Here is a 17,731-nt window from a genome sequence, read left to right on the forward strand (position 1 = left end):
TGATTTGCCAATGGAGGAACTGAAGCGGTTTCGCCAGTGGGACAGTCGGACACCTGGACATCCAGAGTTTCGATTGACAGATGGTGTGGAATGCACAACGGGGCCACTGGGTGCAGGGTTCAGCAATGGAGTGGGGATGGCACTAGCCGCCAAGATGCATGCTGCCCGCTTCAACGATCAAGACTTCCCTCTTATTACAGCTAACATCTATGTCCTGTGTAGCGATGGAGACCTGCAGGAAGGTGTGTCCGCAGAATCTGCTGCCTTGGCAGGACACCTGGGTCTGGGGAACCTGATTGCGATTTATGACAGCAATCAGATCACCATCGCAGGAGATGCCCGTTTAGCAATAAGTGATAGAGCTATCAGACCAGTTCAAAGAGGTGATGCTTCTTCTTGCCCATCTTCACCATAAAGAAACGTCCGTACAACGCACTACCGGGATTAAAGCACTCTCCAGCCCGCAAGTTGTCACTTTCATCCTTAGCAATACCATTCACCAGTACAGCCGAGCGCCCCAGGGCATCTTTTACTTCTCTTCCCGCCTTGGCCATTCCGCACTCTGTCAGCAAGGTGGTCAGCGGCTTGCCGTCCAAGTCCACAGAAGACAGATCACTTGCTGGCATACCATCCTGCTTAAGCTGCTCTAAGTCATTTTCTGTTAACGACTCCAGCCCACCTGAAAACAACGCCTCGGTGATTCTCTCTGCCGCCGTCAATCCTGATTCACCATGCACTAGCCTGGTCACCTCTCTGGCCAGAATACCCTGGGCAGACTTCCTGCCCTGCGTTTCTGCATCAACACGCTCTATTTCCTCAATTTCGGAAACTGGCAAGAAGGTAAAATATCGCAGAAATTTATAGACGTCGGCATCCGCGGTATTTATCCAGAACTGGTAAAAAGCGTAGGGAGATGTCTTGGCTCTATCCAGCCAGATTGTCCCGGTTTCCGTTTTACCAAACTTGGTGCCATCCGCCTTGGTCACCAGCGGCAGCGTTAGGCCAAATACCTGATTCCCGTTAAGCCTTCTCGTTAGGTCTATTCCACCAGTGATATTCCCCCACTGGTCTGAACCGCCCAGCTGCAAGGTGCACTGATATCGCTTGTTGAGCTCAGCAAAGTCGTAGGACTGCAGCAACATGTAAGTAAACTCGGTATATGAAATACCAGCACCCTCTCGATCAAGGCGCTGCTTCACCGACTCTTTATTCACCATATTGTTAACAGAGAAATGCTTGCCCACATCTCGCAGAAAATTAAGCAGCCCCATGCCGCCAATCCAGTCGAGGTTGTTCACCACCTCCGCGGAACAGTCACCCGCCTCAAAATCAATAAACTGAGAGACCTGTGACCTGATGCGCTCCACCCAGCTACCGACCACATCAGGGGTATTCAACTTGCGTTCCTGGGCTTTGAAACTGGGATCACCAATCAGCCCGGTGGCCCCTCCCACCAGGGCGATAGGCTTATGTCCCGCCAACTGGAAGCGACGCAACGCCAACAACGGCACCAGGCTGCCTATATGAAGGCTGTCTGCTGTTGGATCAAAGCCACAATAGAGTGTACGGCCCCCAGAGGACAAGTGCTCCTCCAATGCGCCATCGCCCGTCATCTGTGCAATCAGCCCTCGAGCCTGTAAATCAGCTATCAGCTCCAAAGAATCTCCAGACATGCCTTCTTCTCTTATTAACTACCGCCAAACAAAGGGAGGCAAACCTTACATTATCCCGCCGCAAAAACAAGAGTGCGCGACCCCATACGCCTTTAGTATCAGTGGGATTGGCCGATTATCTGTTATATATTGGAGCCTTAAGCACACCAATTACAGTAATGGTTAAACGACCATGAGCCTGAAAGCACTATGACCCAAGCCAGTTTTAAAACCCCGAAGCAAGAATTGAGCCCTTTGCAGCGCCTGCTGACCAGCCGATTTGTCACGCGAGGACTGCTAGTCCTCGGCTGCTGTGTTTTCGTCGTAATACTGGCAACCTCTTTTATGGAGCCCAATGATGATGACAACACCACAGTTCAGGTTGAGAGTGTCGCCGTCAGCTTTCAGTCTTCAGATGACACCCCCACAGAAAACCCATTAGTTGCAAGCGTACAAACGACTGAGCAACAGGCTGTACAGGAGGAACTGACTGCCACTGATCCAGCCGTCCCTGAAGAGACATTCACCTGGAAAAAACAAATAGTCCGAAGCGGCGATAACCTGACTGCCATTTTCAAGCGGGTATTACTCGGCTCTGCTGATGTGCACCGTCTGATGTCGTCATCCCCCCTCGCCAAACCCCTTAGTAACATGAGGCCTGGCGAAGAGTTGCGCTTTGGGTTCGCTGAAAACGGCACTCTGGCCCAGCTGAAATACACCAAATCACGACTCGAAAGCTATATCTTCAAATCAGCAGATGATAAAAGCTCCACCTATATGGCTGAACACATCATCCGCGAGCCGGAAATCACAACGGCTTACAGGGAGTCCACCATTGAGGATTCGCTGTTTCTTGCCGGTGATCGCGCACAACTGCCCCACAACCTGATCATGGAAATCGCCAACATTTTTGGCTGGGATGTCGATTTTGCGCTGGATATCCGAAAGGGCGACCACTTCGCAATACTCTTTGAAGAAAAATTCCTGGATGGTGAAAAAATTGGCACCGGCAATATTCTCGCCGCTGAATTCACCAACCAGGGGCGCACCTTCAAGGCTGTTCGTTATGTAGACAGTCAGGGCAAAGCCAACTACTTCACACCAGAAGGCCTGAGCATGCGCAAGGCTTTCCTGCGCGCACCCCTGGACTTTACCCGCATCAGCTCAAACTTTAACTTGCGCCGCAAACACCCGATTCACAAAAGCATACGCGCGCACCGCGGCGTCGATTATGCTGCCCCGCGGGGAACGCCGATCTTCTCCGCCGGTGATGGCAAGGTAACCGCCTCGGGTTACAGCAAGGCCAATGGCAACTACGTCTTTATTCAGCATGGCCAGCGCTACACCACCAAATACCTGCACCTGAACAAGCGTTCAGTCAAAACCGGCCAAAATGTGCGCCAGCGCCAGGTTATCGGCACAGTGGGTTCAACCGGCTATGCCACCGGCCCACATTTGCACTACGAATTCCTGGTCAACGGCGTCCATCAAAACCCGCGCACCGTATCACTTCCCCAGGCATTGCCCATTGATGATGCCGAGCGCAGCAACTTTGACACCGCCACGGCTTCACTGACCAATCAGCTAGCTCTGCACAAACAATCCACACAATTGGCCATGCTGACCGAAAAGGACCAGCAACGCACCAGCACGCAATAAGCTAGATGCCCGACGCCGAACTCTACATAGGCCTTATGTCGGGGACCAGTGCAGACTCCATAGACGCTGCTCTGGTCGATTTCAGCCATGGTCGGTGCCAGCTGCTCGGCACCCACAGCAGCGACATCTCGGACCTCAAATCAGAAATTCATGCCCTGGCACAGCCGGGCGATAATGAAATACAACGACTGGGGCAGCTTGACCGCGAGCTGGGCGTTCGCTTTGCTGAAACCGTGAATCAACTGCTGAGACAACAGCAACTCACCAATACCGCTATTCACGCCATCGGCAGCCACGGCCAGACCATACGCCACCGGCCCCCGTCCTCAGAGAAAGGCCATGCCTTCAGCCTGCAGATTGGCGACCCCAATACCATCGCCGGGCACACGGGCATCACTACCGTTGCAGATTTCAGGAGACGGGATATCGCTCTTGGCGGGCATGGCGCGCCATTGGTACCAGCTTTCCATCAGGCGATATTCCACCAACCCGGTGCTAGGCGTGCCATCATCAATATCGGCGGCATAGCCAATATCACGATACTGGAAAAAAGTGATGAGACACCGATGCAGGGCTACGACACAGGGCCCGGTAACGGCCTGATGGACGCCTGGACCTTAACCCATTTACAACAACCCTACGACGCTGAAGGTAACTGGAGCCGACAGGGCAAAACCCTACCGGCCTTACTGGAACAATTATTGAGCACCCCCTATCTGGCACTCCCACCCCCAAAGAGTACCGGCAGGGAGCTATTTAATCTCGACTGGCTCAACGGGCAACTCGGGACGCTCAATCAGCCATTCGAGCCAGCAGATGTGCAGGCCACGCTACTGGATTTCACCGCCCAAACCATCGCGTCTGCCATCAACCGACATAGTGAAGAACCTTTGGACGTGTTTCTCTGTGGCGGAGGCGCACACAATCGGGCGCTGGTTGAAAAGCTAAGTGCCTTGCTGAATCCAATTCAGGTGGCAACAACGGATAGCATTGGCGTGCCCGTCGACTGGGTTGAAGCGATTGCCTTTGCCTGGCTGGCACAACAGACGCTGGAGGGGAAGCCGGGCAATGCTCCCGCTGTAACCGGCGCGCGTACAGCCGCAATTCTGGGGGCTATCTATCCCGGCTGAGCTATCCCGGCTGAGATCGAATGGTTAAAAGTAAATGTACTTTTCTACTTCGATAAGGCGGCTTTCTTCAACCGGTCCCACTGGAACGGTGCCAACAAATGGCAGAAGCGTTTTCAAATCCAGGCCCAAACCATGGGACTGAGTTTCACAGACCTTGATATCAACCACTTTGAGCGCCGAGAGCTTGGCCGCGAGGTCGACAATAGAGCGGTAACGGAGATAGTTTTCCCTGAAGAAAATACTGACTTCGGGACCATGCAACACAAACACCACCGGAGAAAAATCCTGCCGCATACCTTCGTTAAGATAAAACTGCTCGGCACGCTGAAGAACTTCCGCTACCTCTTCAGGATTATTTTTTTCAATGCGCGCCAGATATCCAGCGACTTCCTGACGCTCACCCTCAACCAGGCCATTGGCAGAGGGGGCGCTGTTGGCAACCGCTGAAAACGCCAAGAAAAGCGTGATAAACAGGGATAACCAACAAAAGCGCCCCAGCATGGGTTACACCGAGAAGGAAGACCCGCAACCACAGGTCGTTGCGGCGTTGGGGTTGGATACAGTAAAGCGGGAGCCCTGAAGGCCCTGCTCATAATCGACCGTTGAACCAGTGAGATACTGAATACTCAGCGGGTCAACCAGCACGGCAACACCCTCTTTTTCAACCAAGGTGTCATCTTCAGCTGCGACCTCATCAAAGCTGAAGCCATACTGAAAACCCGAACACCCGCCACCAGTGACAAAAACTCTCAGCTTCAGATCGGGGTTACCCTCTTCCTCAACCAGACCTTTCACCTTGGCCACCGCCGCATCCGAAATATACAGCGGCATGGGTGTAAATGTAGCGATACCTGACATGGATACTCCTGAATTCATTATGGAAGTGCTATACGACTCAATACCCAAGCATTCCAGTCAAGTATTCTATCACGAACCAAGGTCCTGCATGCCAGTTTCAGCAACATTTTCTACCGGCGGCAGGGACTCCTGCTGGGCAGACGCCGAACGGTGAACGAAATTTCCGTTTACCTGGGCACCCTTCTCAATCTCGATGAGTGCATAGTGCAGATCGCCCTCCACCTCAGCATTGGCGGCAAGTTCCACCTGAAGGGATGAATAAATATTACCTTCGATACGGCCATTGATCACCACCACAGGGACACTGACATCGCCCACCACACAACCCTTGGGCAAAACCCTCACACGGGCGTCAGCACCGTCTTCGGCCATAATATTGCCAGTAATCTGGCCTTCAACTTCAAGATTGCCCGCAAAGCGCACATCCCCCAGAACGTGTGTACCACTGGCGATCAGTGTGGTGCTGCCCGCTGCAAAGTTTGTCAGGTTGTTTTTCTTACGCATGGTTTGCCCCCTAAGCTTCATCCAGGTGCCAATCAAAACGCCTTTCCACGGCATTGGCGCTGGCATTGGTTTTCCAGACACTCACCTTGATTGCCCTGGGTTCAAAGCCCACAGGCAGGGTCAGCACCCCCTCCAGCATATGAAAATATTTAAACTTGACCGCAACCGGCGACGTTTCCACATTTTCATCCAACTGGTCTAACGAGAGGGTTTCCTTAATGCCATTGCGGGCACCCTCCAATTCAACCTTGAGATTAATTTTGACAGTTTCCAGTTTGCTGTCTTTTTGCTGGATCACAATCCGGTAGGATGCTCCCTGCCCATCCCCAAGTGACTTCAGCATCAATTCGCCAATTTGCAGTCCGCTCTCGCTGCCCCCCGGCTGCATCAGGTTGCGGTAAAGACGCAACTCTTCTTCGTTCGCCGCCAGTTGCAGTTGCAGGGAAGTAACCAGTTTTCTCACCTGTTCCAAAGAGCCACGATCCACATTCGAGGCCAACTGAACATTGGTGAATTGCTGGCGCAGCTCTTTTTCCTCGGCACGTAACTGTTGCAACTCACTGGTCATGCGGTGGTTTTCCAGCACCGCGTTATCCAGGAACCCTGAGCCCCAAAAAAATCCGACAAGGAAAAAAAACAGTATCGCCAGCACCCATAGCAGTATTTCCAGCCAGCGGCGTCCCGGTCTGTGGGACGTGACCACCAGCTGGTGGGATCGACTGCGGAACATCAGGGCAGGAGTGCCGGCGCCATGAGGCCTGCATTTTCCGGCAGGCCAAACAGGATATTCATATTTTGAATGGCTTGTCCCGAAGCACCCTTCACCAGATTGTCTTCAACCACCAACACCACCACTTTGTCGCCATCCTGGGGACGGAACACACTGATACGACAGGTATTGCCGCCTTTTACTGAACGTGTTTCCGGCTGACTGCCAGCGGGCATCACATCAACAAACGGCTCATCACGGTAGCGCTCTTCATAGAGTGACTGCAGATCCACATCTTTATTGCTAAGGGTGGCGTAGAGCGTGGAATGAATGCCTCTCACAATTGGCAACAGGTGGGGCACAAACGTCACAGACACCTTGCCTCCGGCAATATCCTGCAACCCCTGCGTGATTTCCGGCAGGTGGCGGTGACCCGCAGTCGCGTAGGCCTTGAAGCTCTCACCGGCCTCGGTCAGCAAGGTGCCAATACTGGCCTGCCGGCCTGCTCCACTGGCCCCGGAAGCTGAATTTGCAATCAGATCACTGGCATCGATGATGCCCTGCTCCAACAAGGGTAAGAAGCCCAACAGAACACTGGTGGGATAACACCCCGGACAGGCGATCAACCGGGCTTCACGTATCTTGTCGCGATTCAATTCGGGTAATCCGTACACGGCCTCATCTACCAACTCGGGGCAGGCGTGGGGCTGCTTGTACCACTGCTCCCACAATGCCACGTCGCGAATTCTGAAATCCGCGGAGAGATCAATGACCTTGATACCCTTGGCCAGCAACCCTGGTACTGTGCTCTGCGCCACTCCGTGGGGCGTGGCAAAAAACACCACATCGCACTTGTCCAGCTCGCCGGAGGCCGGGTCGGTGAAACACAAATCGTAATGTCCGCGCAGATTGGGGAACAAATCAGCGACCGGGCGACCGGCTTCACCCCGGGAGGTGATAGCACACACCTCCACATCCGGATGAACTGCCAACAACCTCAGCAACTCGACACCTGTATAACCTGTGCCACCAACAATGCCTGCTTTAATCACGATAAGTCTGTTCCTGTCATGGGTTTGGGAAGCTGCTTATAATACCCCAATCATCAGGGCATTAAAGGGTCCCTGTTCCCCAGTATTTCAGGAAGCCCCTATGGCCTTCGAAAAGCGACAAACTCACTGGCCGACCCGACAGCTTGACAACTTCCGCGCCAGACTCGCCCACGCCGACGCACTGCCGCAACTGGCTATTCTCGGCTGCCTCAGCGGGTTGCTGACCGGACTAATCGCCATTGCCTTTCGCCTTTCCTTTGAGCTGCCACTTTCTATCCTGTTACCCAATTGCAGTGAATCCTTTGAAGACTTGCCAGCATGGCTGCGCTTTTCGCTGCCCCTCGGCGGGGCTCTGCTACTGGGCCTGATCGTCCATCGCCTGAAACCGGAACAGCGCGCCGTGGGGGTTGGCCATATCCTCGATCGTATGCGCCACCACCAGGCGCAATTACCCGCCACCAATATGCTGTGGCAATTTGCCGGCGGGGCCATCGCGCTGCTTAGCGGCCATTCAGTAGGCCGTGAAGGTCCCGCGGTACACCTGGGCGCCGCCAGCTCCAGCCTGCTTGGCCAAAAACTACAGTTACCCAACAACAGCCTGCGCACGCTTACGGCCTGCGGTGTCGCTGCCGCCATCGCCGCTTCCTTCAACACGCCTCTGGCGGGAGTGATCTTCGCCATGGAAGTGGTACTGATGGAATACACCATCATCGGCTTTATCCCGGTGATTCTGGCCGCCGTCACCGGTGGCGTGCTGTCACGCATCGCATTTGGCGATCAACCGGCCTTTGCAATTCCCCTTATCGACCTAGTGAGCCTCTGGGAACTGCCCTACCTGTTACTTTGCGGTCTCGCTATCGGCCTGGCTTCCACGGCCATGGTGCTGCTGTATCGTTTCAGTGGCCGCTTTGATCACTACCCACTGCTATTGCGCTTCCTGTTTGCCGGTCTGCTGTGCGGCAGCGTCGCTATTGCCTTGCCACAGATTCAGGGTGTCGGTTACGACACCGTCGAACTGGCACTTACCGGGCAAATGGCGCTCTGGCTATTACTGGCCGTGGCGGCGGCGAAGATTATCGTCTCCATGGTTTCCATGGGGCTGGGATTACCCGGGGGCATCATCGGCCCCAATTTTGTCATTGGCGCCTGCCTCGGTGGCGCACTCGGTCTTCTCGGCGACATGTTGCACCCCGGCGAGTCCGGCTCCAGCGGCTTTTACGCGGTGGTCGGCATGGGGGCCATGATGGGCGCGGTGCTGAACGCACCCCTGGCGGCACTGATTGCCGTGCTGGAATTAACCTACAACCCGAATATCCTGTTGCCCAGCATGCTGGTGATCGTGATCGCCACGGTCACCTGTCGCATGCTCAGCAGGCTGCCGGGCATCTTCTCCATCGACCGTGATTTGCAGGGCTACGAATCCCCCCTGTTCCAGATGCTGAGTCGCTCGGGAGTTACCAGCCTGATGCGTAGTAATTTTGTTCACCACTCCCGACACCTACCCACCGAAAAGGCAAAAACCCTGCTGGAAAACAAGCCGGAGTGGATTGTGATTGAGGATGTCGGCGAACCGAAATTCATTCTCAAGCCCGCTGACCTGGCCCATTATCTGGAAGCTCTGGCGAGTGAAGCCGATGAGCCCGAAGCTATCGATTTGAGGGAAATCCCCGGCGAGCGCTGGCGACTATTTCCAGTTCATCACCGTGCATCCCTGCAGGAAGCACTCCTCACCATGCAGCAGAATAATGGCCAGGCTGTGTATATCAATCAGGCCGCGGCTCCCCTGATGAGCGAAGTTGCAGGTATCATCACCCATCAGGACATCGACAACTTTTACCGATAAGGCCCCAGAAATGAGTTTGATCAAGGAGCTACTAATCAGCGGTCAGAGCTGGATTACAGCCTTCCACATCATCGCCGTAGTGTGCTGGTTTGCCGCACTGTTTTACCTGCCAAGGCTGTTTGTCTACCACGCCATGTCTGACGACGACATCAGCAACGAACGTTTTAAGATCATGGAACGCAAACTCTACCGGGGTATTGCCACCCCCTCTATGGTCGCCACCATCCTGCTGGGCATTGCACTGTTCAGCATCTACCCGGACTACTTCCTGCACGCCGCCTGGTTTCACGTAAAAATCGCCCTGGTCATTCTGCTTGTGATCTACCACCACGCCTGTTTGTACCTGATGAAGCAGTTTCGCGACGATAAAAACACCCGCAGTCATGTGTTTTACCGCTGGTTCAATGAAGTGCCAGTGCTGATGCTGGTGGGCATTGTGATTATGGTAGTGGTCAGGCCTTTCTGACCGCCGGCGGGTAGACCGCCTTTTGCCGACTATACTCAAAGGCATGACTTTGTTTTTAAAGACCATGCCCTATGCAAAAACTCCGCAGCTACCTAGCCCTGCTGATTTTCTGTAGCACCCTCAGCCTGTGTGCCTCGGCTCAGCCGGGGGCCACCAATGCCGTGTGGGTGCTGGATATCAAAGGTGCTGTTGGCCCGGCCGTGGCTGACTACCTGGAACGCGGCATAGCATCTGCCAATGACAGCGGCGCACAATTGCTGGTCATACGTATGGACACCCCCGGCGGACTGGATAAATCCATGCGCCAGATTATTCAGGCCATACTCGCGTCACCGGTTCCCGTCGTAAGCTATGTGGCGCCCAGCGGCGCCAGGGCCGCCAGCGCTGGCACCTATATCCTCTATGCCAGCCACATCGCCGCCATGGCGCCGGGCACCAACCTCGGTGCCGCCACTCCAGTTCAGCTTGGTGCACCCGGTGTGCCCAATGCGCCAAAACCTGCCGGTGAGCAAGGGGAACAGGGGCATCCTGAGCCGTCCACCGCCATGGAACGCAAAGTCATCAACGATGCTACTGCCTATATCCAAAGTCTTGCGGAAATGCGCGGCAGAAATGCCGAGTGGGCTGTTGCCGCCGTGCGTAGCGCCGCCACCCTGACCGCCAACCAGGCGCTGGAGCAAAATGTCATCGATGTGGTGGCCGACAACCTGCCCGATTTACTGAAACAGGTTGACGGACACACCCTGCAAACCTCCGCTGGAACCCTCACCCTGGCCACTGCGAACAGCGACATCCATCACCATCAGCCGGACTGGCACACCCGCTTTCTGGCGGTCATTACCGATCCCAGTGTCGCCTATATTCTGCTGCTGATCGGCATTTATGGATTGGTGTTTGAGTTTTCCCAACCCGGCATCGGGCTACCCGGTATTCTCGGGGGGATCTGCCTGCTGATCGCCATGTACGCGCTTCAGGTGCTACCCATCAGCTATACCGGCCTGGCGCTGATGTTACTGGGCCTCGGGCTGATGATTGCCGAGGCTCTCAACCCCAGCTTCGGGGTGCTGGGGCTGGGCGGCATCATCGCTTTTGTGGTCGGGTCGGTGATGCTGATGGACACCCACGTACCCGCCTTTCAGATCGCCCTGCCCATTATTCTCGGGATCACCGCCATGTCGGCCGCCCTGCTGATTTTGCTGCTGGGCATGGTCTGGCGTGCACGGCACGCCCGCGTTGTCTCGGGCCTCGGCACACTCGTTGGCCAGTCCGCCGAAGTGGAATACCTGCATAAAGGCCAGCCCTTTGTTCACCTGCAGGGTGAAAATTGGTCCGTGGAAGCCGATCAGCCACTTGTCCCTGGCGACCGGGTACAGGTCACCGGAACATCCGGCCTGACATTACATGTGAAAAAGGAGACACCGCCATGAGTTTATATTTCTTCGGCACCATACTGCTCTTTATCTTGATGTTGCTGGCAGCCATGTTTCGCGTGCTGCGCGAATACGAGCGCGGCGTCGTCTTCATGCTCGGGCGGTTTTACAAGGTGAAAGGCCCCGGTCTGATCATCATCGTTCCCATCATTCAACAAATGGTGCGGGTGGACTTACGCACCATCGTTATGGATGTGCCCACCCAGGATGTGATCTCCAGAGACAACGTCTCGGTCAAGGTGAATGCGGTGGTCTACTTCCGGGTACTGGACCCGGAGAAAGCCATTATCCAGGTGGAAAACTTTTACGAAGCCACCAGCCAATTGTCACAAACCACCCTGCGTTCGGTGCTGGGGCAACACGAACTGGACACCATGCTCGCCGCCAGGGACAAGCTCAACGCCGATATTCAGGAAGTGCTGGACCTGCAGACCGATGCCTGGGGGATCAAGGTCGCCAACGTGGAAATCAAACATGTGGATCTGGACGAGAGCATGATTCGCGCCATCGCCAAACAGGCGGAAGCGGAACGGGTACGGCGCGCCAAGGTGATCCATGCCGAAGGGGAATTTGAGGCCGCGGAACAGCTACTAAATGCCGCAAAGAAACTGGCGGAGCAGCCCCAAGCCATTCAATTGCGCTACCTGCAGACCCTCACGGAAATCGCCGGGGAGAAAAGCTCCACCATTGTCTTCCCACTACCCATGGATATTCTGCAGGCGATCAACAAGCCCGTTGGCAATAATAACTAGCCAGCGAGCCTTACCTAGAAACCACTGCCGGGTTGCGCCAGGTACTCCAGCTCGGCAGCTGTGGACTCACGTCCGAGAATCTTATTGCGATGGGGGAAGCGGCCAAACTGCTCAATCACCGCCGCATGCCGCTCGGCATAATCCAGGAAGTTGGCAAAAGCCTCTTTCTGTTTATCGTCCACCTGGGACAACAACTGCTTAAACAGAAACACGCTGCGCGCCTGTATATGAGGGTCTTCCGAATGTTCCAGGGGCAGGTAAAAAAACACCCGCTCAATGGGTCGCAACTGTTTGTCCAGCCCTGATTCTATACCTGACAGACTCCAGTTAAGGGCCAGCCGGTCAGCGCTGAAGGCTGTGGGTGTATCGCGGTAAATATTCCGGGAGAACTGATCCAGCACCACAATGGCCGCCAAGCGGCTCTCGGCAAACTGCAACCAGTATCGATTACCGCCATTTACCAACACCTGTAGCAGGGTTTCAAAGCGCTCACGTATCTCTTGATCAGTCTCAGCCGACTTTCCCCACCACAGGGCCGCCTGCTGTTCGGCGATCTGAGCACCGTCCACCCCATCACCGAACCAATAATCCAGCACGCCTTGCCACGCCGGAAGTCCACTACCGTCCATTGCTCCTCCCATCTTCACATTCCATGGCGCGCCCCGCGCCAATTGGTGATAATAGCCGCAAATCAATCAACGGTAAAAAGTCAGTATTCATCATGCAACAATCTGAAAAGCTTTTCGCAGCAGCCCAGAAGCACATTCCCGGTGGGGTAAATTCTCCAGTACGCGCCTTCAAGGCCGTCGGCGGCACCCCGGTATTTTTCGAGAGCGCCAAGGGCGCCCACCTGTTCGATGCCGACGGCAAGCGCTATGTCGACTACGTGCTTTCCTGGGGCCCGATGATCGCCGGTCACAATCACCCCGCCGTGATTGAAGCTGTCACCCGCCAACTGCAAAAGGGCATGACCTTCGGCGCTCCCACAGCGCTGGAAATCGACCTCGCCGACAAACTCTGCGAACGGGTTCCCGGCCTCGAGATGGTGCGCATGGTCAACTCCGGTACCGAAGCCACAATGAGCGCCATCCGCCTGGCGCGGGGTTTTACTGGCCGCGATAAAATTATCAAGTTCGAGGGCTGCTACCACGGTCATTCCGACTCGCTGCTGGTGAAGGCCGGTTCCGGAGCACTTACCCTCGGCGTACCCAGCTCCCCCGGTGTTCCGGCAGCCCTGGCAGACCATACAGTCACCCTCACCTACAACGATATTGAAGGCGTACAACAGGCATTTGCCGAAATCGGCGAACAGGTCGCCTGTGTCATCCTTGAGCCGGTGACCGGCAATATGAGCTGCATACCACCGGTGCCCGGCTTCCTCGAAGCCCTGCGCCAGCAATGTAATTTGCACGGTGCTCTATTAATTATCGACGAGGTAATGACCGGCTTTAGAGTGCACCCCGAGTGCGCCGTGGGCCGCTACCAGATTGATGCCGACCTGATCACCCTCGGCAAGGTTATCGGCGGCGGCATGCCCGTGGGCGCCTTCGGCGGCAAGCGCAAGATTATGGAACAAATCGCTCCGCTCGGGCCGGTGTACCAAGCGGGCACATTGTCCGGCAACCCGGTGGCCATGGCTGCCGGTCTCGCCACTCTGGATTTGCTGGCCCAGCCCGGCTTCCATGACGACCTCTTTGCCAAAACCACCTGCCTGATCGAGGGCCTGCAGGCTCGCGCCGACGCGGCGGGCATCCCTATGACCACCAACCACGTGGGCAGCATGTTCGGGGTATTTTTCACCGAGGAAAGCAGCGTCACCAATTACCAGCAGGTCATGGCCTGCGATACCGAGCGCTTCGGCAAATTCTTCCACGGCATGCTGGATGAAGGCGTGTACCTGGCACCGGCGTCCTACGAAGCGGGGTTCCTCTCAACCGCTCACAGCGATGACGACCTGAACTTGACCCTGGATGCCGCAGAGCGGGTCTTCAATACGCTGTAAAGAAAAAGCCCTACTTTCGCAGGCTGGCTTATTCTTGCCAGCCTGCGTTAAAGTGGTGCTGCAACGCTTTCGTATTGCGTAACTATAATTGCCACACAAAAACGCGCACCGACTGTGAGTGATAATTTCATCCTGACATAGGATCTACGGCATGTGGTTACGCACCAAATGTGACTTATCGTTCGAAATCTCGGTACCAACACCGTTTATTCTGATGCTGCGCCTACGCAGTGGCCTTCAGCAATGGGTAGCCAGCGAGAAATACCGGCTCGAACCCAACGTACCCATGTTCGAATTCACCGACACCTACGGCAACCTGTGCCAGCGGCTCGTTGCCCCTCCCGGGCACTTTTCCATTTACACCTCGGCCGATGTTCGCACCGACGACTTCGTAGACGAGGCCCCGGGGGCACCCTTTGTCGAGGTGGAATACCTACCCGACGCAGTGCTCAGTTACCTATTGCCCAGCCGCTTTTGCGAGTCCGACCGCTTTGGTCAAATGGCTACCGACATTACCGCCGGTTATCTGATGGGCTACGATCAGGTGAAAGCCATCGAAACCTGGGTGCGCGATAACATCAGCTACCTGCCAGGCACCAGCGATGTGCCGGTTTCCGCCATAGAAATTAATACCCGTGGGTCGGGGGTCTGCCGCGATCATGCACACCTCGGCATTGCCCTGTGTCGCAGCCTCAGCATTCCCGCACGACTGGTGGTAGGTTATCTGCACGACCTGCAACCCATGGATTTACACGCCTGGTTTGAGGCCTATGTGGGTGGCCGTTGGTACACCTTCGACCCCACCCAATCCCATATACGGGGCGGCTATGTGGTCATCGGTTACGGGCGCGATGCCGCCGATGTCGCCATCAACAACCAGTTTGGCCCACCGGTGTATCCCATCTACCAGAATATCCAGGTGCAACGCATCGAGGAAAAGGACATTTAACCTACCAGTAATCCCTGCGAATTATCTGCCCGGCCTGAGGTCCAACCAGCGCTAAGGGCAGTTTTCCCGGGGACAACATTCCATAAAGCCGCCCGATTTCATTATCCTGTGTCATTCATCACAACTTAGAACTTCGGGCTGCCTCCATGTCGCTACGATTTTTACCCCGCTGGCTAACGCATATACTGCTGCTGTTCGCCCTGCTGTTCATTGCCGCCGTCGGCTACGGCTACTGGGTCCTCCACGCCAGCCTGCCCAAGCTCGAAGGCAACGTTACCAGTGAACAGCTGCACAGCAGTGTCACTATTGACCGGGATGCTCAGGGCATTCCCACTATCGGCGGCAGCAATCGCAACGACATCGCATTCGCCCTCGGCTTTCTCCACGCCCAGGAGCGGTTTTTCCAGATGGATCTGCTGCGCCGCAATGCCGCCGGCGAACTCTCGGAGCTGTTCGGCATCCTCGCTCTGAATCACGACAAAGCCGTTCGCGTTCACCAATTTCGCAAGCGTGCACTGCGAGCCTTTCAGGCCCTTGGCCCGGCAGACCAAACCCTGCTGACAACCTATACCGAGGGAGTCAACAAGGGACTCGATGAACTCCGCAAGGCTCCGTTTGAATACGCCCTGTTGCGCACGCCACCCAAACCCTGGCAGGTGGAAGATGCTTTCCTCGCAATGTTCAGTATGTACATCGACCTGCAACCGGAGCTGAGCGAATACGAACGCTCGCTCGCGGTGCTGCGGGATTCCCTGCCCGCCGACTGGTATGCCTTCCTGGTCCCTGAGGGCGGCGAGTGGGACGCCCCCATTGAGGGGCCAGCCTATGTGTTTAATGACCGTCTTCCCACACAGCCTCTGGCGCAGTTGCAGATACCACAAGATGCCGGGGCCACCGCAGCGGTGTATCAGGATTTTGTCGCCGTCGGCTCCAACAACTGGTCTGTCGGCGGCTCACTCACCGATTATCCGTCGGGCATGATCGCCAACGACATGCACCTGGGGCTGAACGTGCCCAATATCTGGTATCGCGCCTCCTGGCACCTGCCCGCCGACAAGCGTCGTGTCACTGGCGTCACCCTGCCCGGCGTACCGGTAATGGTCGTGGGTTCCAATGAGCATATCGCCTGGGGCTTCACCAACACCTATGGCGACTACCAGGACAGCATCGTATTAAAGGTCAATGATGCTGGCGATGCCTACCTCACCCCCGACGGCTGGCAGCCTTTCACCACGGAGATAGAAACCCTGAAGGTGAAAGATGAGCCCGACGAGAGCCTGGCGATCAAACACACTATCTGGGGGCCGGTGATCGGCGAAGACCACAAGCACCGCCCACTGGCGCTGCGCTGGATCGCCCATGACCCTGAGGGTGCCAACCTGAATCTGCGCCAGCTCGAAGCCGCCAACAATGTCGATGAAGCCATACAGCTCGCCGCCAACATGGGCATTCCGGGGCAGAACCTGAATGTGGTGGACCGCGATGGCAACCAGGGCTGGACCATCGCCGGTCGTCTGCCCAAGCGGGTAGGCTTCAACAGCGAACGGCTATCATCAAAATATCCACAGGACTGGTCGACAGGTGAACTGCACTGGAATGGCTACCTGAGCGCCGCCGAGTATCCCAAGGTCATCAATCCCGCGGGCAGCCGAATCTGGACTGCCAATGCCCGGGTGGTCTCCGGCAGCATGCTCGACAAGATCGGCCACGGCAGTTATGCCCTGGGTGCCCGCCAGCAGCAGATCGCCAAGGACCTCAACGACAAAACCCACTTCAGCGAACAGGATATGCTGGCCATCGCACTGGACGACCGCGCCCTGTTCCTGAATCGCTGGCAGCAACTGCTACTAAACCTCGCCAAGGAAAATTCCGATATAGAAAATGCCGCCACCCTGACCGAACTATTGGAGAACTGGCAGGGCCGCGCCTCCAAAACCTCCGCGGGCTACCTGATTGTGAAACGGTTTCGTGAAAACGTGATCGGTGCCAGCACCGGGCGGGTAATCCAGAAGCTGGATGAGGACACCGACTTCTTTGATCCGGTGCGCGCCAGTGTCTACCTGGAATACCCCACCTGGGCACTGATTACCGAACAACCCGCTGCACACATTCCCGAGGGCTATCGCAACTGGCAGGAATTTCTCGTGGCACAGGCCAACAGAACCCTTAGCGACCTCACCGAAAACGGCAAATCGTTGAGGGAACAAACCTGGGGCGAGGCCAACATCCTGACCATCCGTCACCCGTTGAGCAGTGCCATTCCCCTACTGGGCGAACTGCTCAACATGCCCGGCCAACCCATGGACGGCGATACCTATATGCCGCGAGTGCAAAAACCGAAAATGGGTGCTTCCGAACGCATGGTGGTGGCGCCGGGCCACGAGGAAAACGGCATTTTCCATATGGCCGCCGGGCAGAGCGGCCATCCGCTCTCCAGCTATTACGCACTGGGCCACTGGGACTGGGTAGAGGGTAATGCCTCCCCATTTTTACCGGGGCCGGAGAAATGGCGTTTGACGTTATCACCCGAGTAACGAAGCAAATATGGAGGCAATAATAGCCCCGGAGGGATGCCTTCGGGGCATTTCTCCCTGCACCCACCCACGCAGCATACAGCTTAAGTATTCATACATTATCAACCAGTTACAGGCCTCCTAGGACATAGGGCCTATGTCCTATACCGCCATTTCTCGCTCTTTTGGCCCCTTTAGGTCATTTGCACAAT

General features: G+C 55.8%; 16 protein-coding genes and 1 pseudogene. 10 read left to right on the forward strand and 7 right to left on the reverse strand.

The genetic code is table 11. The features are described from left to right. A pseudogene (locus tag ACYZYZ_RS04470) lies at nt 1–415 on the forward strand (hypothetical protein); the annotation flags it as partial. Here the strand turns inward: ACYZYZ_RS04470 and tyrS are convergent. Further along, entirely contained in the window at nt 366–1,673 is a 1,308-nt protein-coding gene (gene tyrS / locus ACYZYZ_RS04475) for a tyrosine--tRNA ligase (protein WP_305170175.1), read from the reverse strand. The pseudogene ACYZYZ_RS04470 and the gene tyrS overlap by 50 nt on opposite strands. 189 nt (nt 1,674–1,862) lie before the next feature. On the opposite strand from tyrS, the gene ACYZYZ_RS04480 reads away from it, so the two are divergent. Both ACYZYZ_RS04480 and ACYZYZ_RS04485 read left to right on the forward strand, forming a co-directional pair. Continuing rightward, complete coding sequence (locus tag ACYZYZ_RS04480) at nt 1,863–3,311, forward strand: peptidoglycan DD-metalloendopeptidase family protein (RefSeq protein WP_461483402.1); 1,449 nt, start codon at nt 1,863–1,865, stop codon at nt 3,309–3,311. 5 nt (nt 3,312–3,316) lie between these two features. Then, nucleotides 3,317–4,441, forward strand: coding sequence for an anhydro-N-acetylmuramic acid kinase (locus tag ACYZYZ_RS04485; protein WP_461483403.1), 1,125 nt, complete (start codon nt 3,317–3,319; stop codon nt 4,439–4,441). 24 nt (nt 4,442–4,465) lie between these two features. Here the strand turns inward: ACYZYZ_RS04485 and ACYZYZ_RS04490 are convergent, their stop codons facing one another. From ACYZYZ_RS04490 to argC, 5 genes are all read right to left on the reverse strand, one after another. Beyond that, entirely contained in the window at nt 4,466–4,942 is a 477-nt protein-coding gene (locus ACYZYZ_RS04490; RefSeq protein ID WP_461483404.1) for a DsrE family protein, read from the reverse strand. 3 nt (nt 4,943–4,945) lie between these two features. Next, nucleotides 4,946–5,299 (reverse strand): iron-sulfur cluster insertion protein ErpA, encoded by a 354-nt coding sequence (gene erpA, locus ACYZYZ_RS04495; protein WP_305170179.1) that lies wholly within the window; start codon nt 5,297–5,299, stop codon nt 4,946–4,948. Nucleotides 5,300–5,368: 69 nt separating this feature from the next. Then, a complete protein-coding gene (locus ACYZYZ_RS04500) occupies nt 5,369–5,803 on the reverse strand; it encodes a bactofilin family protein (protein ID WP_461483405.1) in 435 nt (144 codons plus the stop codon). 10 nt (nt 5,804–5,813) lie between these two features. Further along, nucleotides 5,814–6,533, reverse strand: a complete 720-nt coding sequence (locus ACYZYZ_RS04505; RefSeq protein ID WP_461483406.1) for a DUF6776 family protein — start codon at nt 6,531–6,533, stop codon at nt 5,814–5,816. Further along, nucleotides 6,533–7,564, reverse strand: coding sequence for an N-acetyl-gamma-glutamyl-phosphate reductase (argC, locus tag ACYZYZ_RS04510; RefSeq protein ID WP_305170184.1), 1,032 nt, complete (start codon nt 7,562–7,564; stop codon nt 6,533–6,535). The genes ACYZYZ_RS04505 and argC overlap by 1 nt, the downstream gene beginning before the upstream one ends. Nucleotides 7,565–7,664: 100 nt before the next feature. On the opposite strand from argC, the gene ACYZYZ_RS04515 reads away from it, so the two are divergent. The 4 genes from ACYZYZ_RS04515 (at nt 7,665) to ACYZYZ_RS04530 (ending at nt 12,055) form a co-directional block, all read left to right on the forward strand. Further along, nucleotides 7,665–9,407, forward strand: a complete 1,743-nt coding sequence (locus tag ACYZYZ_RS04515; RefSeq protein WP_461483407.1) for a chloride channel protein — start codon at nt 7,665–7,667, stop codon at nt 9,405–9,407. A 10-nt stretch (nt 9,408–9,417) separates the two neighbouring features. Further along, a complete protein-coding gene (hemJ, locus tag ACYZYZ_RS04520; protein ID WP_305170186.1) occupies nt 9,418–9,873 on the forward strand; it encodes a protoporphyrinogen oxidase HemJ in 456 nt (151 codons plus the stop codon). 71 nt (nt 9,874–9,944) lie between these two features. Beyond that, nucleotides 9,945–11,300, forward strand: coding sequence for an NfeD family protein (locus ACYZYZ_RS04525; protein WP_461483408.1), 1,356 nt, complete (start codon nt 9,945–9,947; stop codon nt 11,298–11,300). After that, nucleotides 11,297–12,055 carry a slipin family protein gene (locus tag ACYZYZ_RS04530; protein WP_461483409.1) on the forward strand — a complete coding sequence of 253 codons (759 nt, stop codon included), beginning with the start codon at nt 11,297–11,299 and terminating at the stop codon, nt 12,053–12,055. Before ACYZYZ_RS04525 ends, ACYZYZ_RS04530 begins: the two co-directional genes overlap by 4 nt. 14 nt (nt 12,056–12,069) lie before the next feature. On the opposite strand, the gene ACYZYZ_RS04535 is transcribed toward ACYZYZ_RS04530, so the two are convergent. After that, nucleotides 12,070–12,696, reverse strand: coding sequence for a DUF924 family protein (locus tag ACYZYZ_RS04535; RefSeq protein WP_461483410.1), 627 nt, complete (start codon nt 12,694–12,696; stop codon nt 12,070–12,072). Between the two features lie 80 nt (nt 12,697–12,776). Between ACYZYZ_RS04535 and hemL the strand changes: the two genes are divergently transcribed. The 3 genes from hemL to ACYZYZ_RS04550 all read left to right on the forward strand — a co-directional run bounded on the left by hemL (nt 12,777) and on the right by ACYZYZ_RS04550 (nt 17,540). Next, a complete protein-coding gene (hemL, locus tag ACYZYZ_RS04540; protein ID WP_461483411.1) occupies nt 12,777–14,057 on the forward strand; it encodes a glutamate-1-semialdehyde 2,1-aminomutase in 1,281 nt (426 codons plus the stop codon). A 151-nt stretch (nt 14,058–14,208) separates the two neighbouring features. Beyond that, complete coding sequence (locus ACYZYZ_RS04545) at nt 14,209–15,006, forward strand: transglutaminase-like domain-containing protein (RefSeq protein ID WP_461483412.1); 798 nt, start codon at nt 14,209–14,211, stop codon at nt 15,004–15,006. A gap of 146 nt (nt 15,007–15,152) precedes the next feature. Then, nucleotides 15,153–17,540, forward strand: coding sequence for a penicillin acylase family protein (locus ACYZYZ_RS04550; RefSeq protein ID WP_461483413.1), 2,388 nt, complete (start codon nt 15,153–15,155; stop codon nt 17,538–17,540). Nucleotides 17,541–17,731: the final 191 nt, after the last annotated feature.

Source organism: Porticoccus sp. (assembly GCA_023261185.1).
Lineage (GTDB): Bacteria > Pseudomonadota > Gammaproteobacteria > Pseudomonadales > Porticoccaceae > Porticoccus > Porticoccus litoralis.

Bases quoted from the DNA above. Each gene is read 5' to 3' on its own strand.
- tyrS (WP_305170175.1), bottom strand. From the start codon at position 1,673: ATGTCTGGAGATTCTTTGGAGCTGATAGCTGATTTACAGGCTCGAGGG.
- ACYZYZ_RS04480 (WP_461483402.1), top strand. From the start codon at position 1,863: ATGACCCAAGCCAGTTTTAAAACCCCGAAGCAAGAATTGAGCCCTTTG.
- ACYZYZ_RS04485 (WP_461483403.1), top strand. From the start codon at position 3,317: ATGCCCGACGCCGAACTCTACATAGGCCTTATGTCGGGGACCAGTGCA.
- ACYZYZ_RS04490 (WP_461483404.1), bottom strand. From the start codon at position 4,942: ATGCTGGGGCGCTTTTGTTGGTTATCCCTGTTTATCACGCTTTTCTTG.
- erpA (WP_305170179.1), bottom strand. From the start codon at position 5,299: ATGTCAGGTATCGCTACATTTACACCCATGCCGCTGTATATTTCGGAT.
- ACYZYZ_RS04500 (WP_461483405.1), bottom strand. From the start codon at position 5,803: ATGCGTAAGAAAAACAACCTGACAAACTTTGCAGCGGGCAGCACCACA.
- ACYZYZ_RS04505 (WP_461483406.1), bottom strand. From the start codon at position 6,533: ATGTTCCGCAGTCGATCCCACCAGCTGGTGGTCACGTCCCACAGACCG.
- ACYZYZ_RS04515 (WP_461483407.1), top strand. From the start codon at position 7,665: ATGGCCTTCGAAAAGCGACAAACTCACTGGCCGACCCGACAGCTTGAC.
- hemJ (WP_305170186.1), top strand. From the start codon at position 9,418: ATGAGTTTGATCAAGGAGCTACTAATCAGCGGTCAGAGCTGGATTACA.
- ACYZYZ_RS04525 (WP_461483408.1), top strand. From the start codon at position 9,945: ATGCAAAAACTCCGCAGCTACCTAGCCCTGCTGATTTTCTGTAGCACC.
- ACYZYZ_RS04530 (WP_461483409.1), top strand. From the start codon at position 11,297: ATGAGTTTATATTTCTTCGGCACCATACTGCTCTTTATCTTGATGTTG.
- ACYZYZ_RS04535 (WP_461483410.1), bottom strand. From the start codon at position 12,696: ATGGGAGGAGCAATGGACGGTAGTGGACTTCCGGCGTGGCAAGGCGTG.
- hemL (WP_461483411.1), top strand. From the start codon at position 12,777: ATGCAACAATCTGAAAAGCTTTTCGCAGCAGCCCAGAAGCACATTCCC.
- ACYZYZ_RS04545 (WP_461483412.1), top strand. From the start codon at position 14,209: ATGTGGTTACGCACCAAATGTGACTTATCGTTCGAAATCTCGGTACCA.
- ACYZYZ_RS04550 (WP_461483413.1), top strand. From the start codon at position 15,153: ATGTCGCTACGATTTTTACCCCGCTGGCTAACGCATATACTGCTGCTG.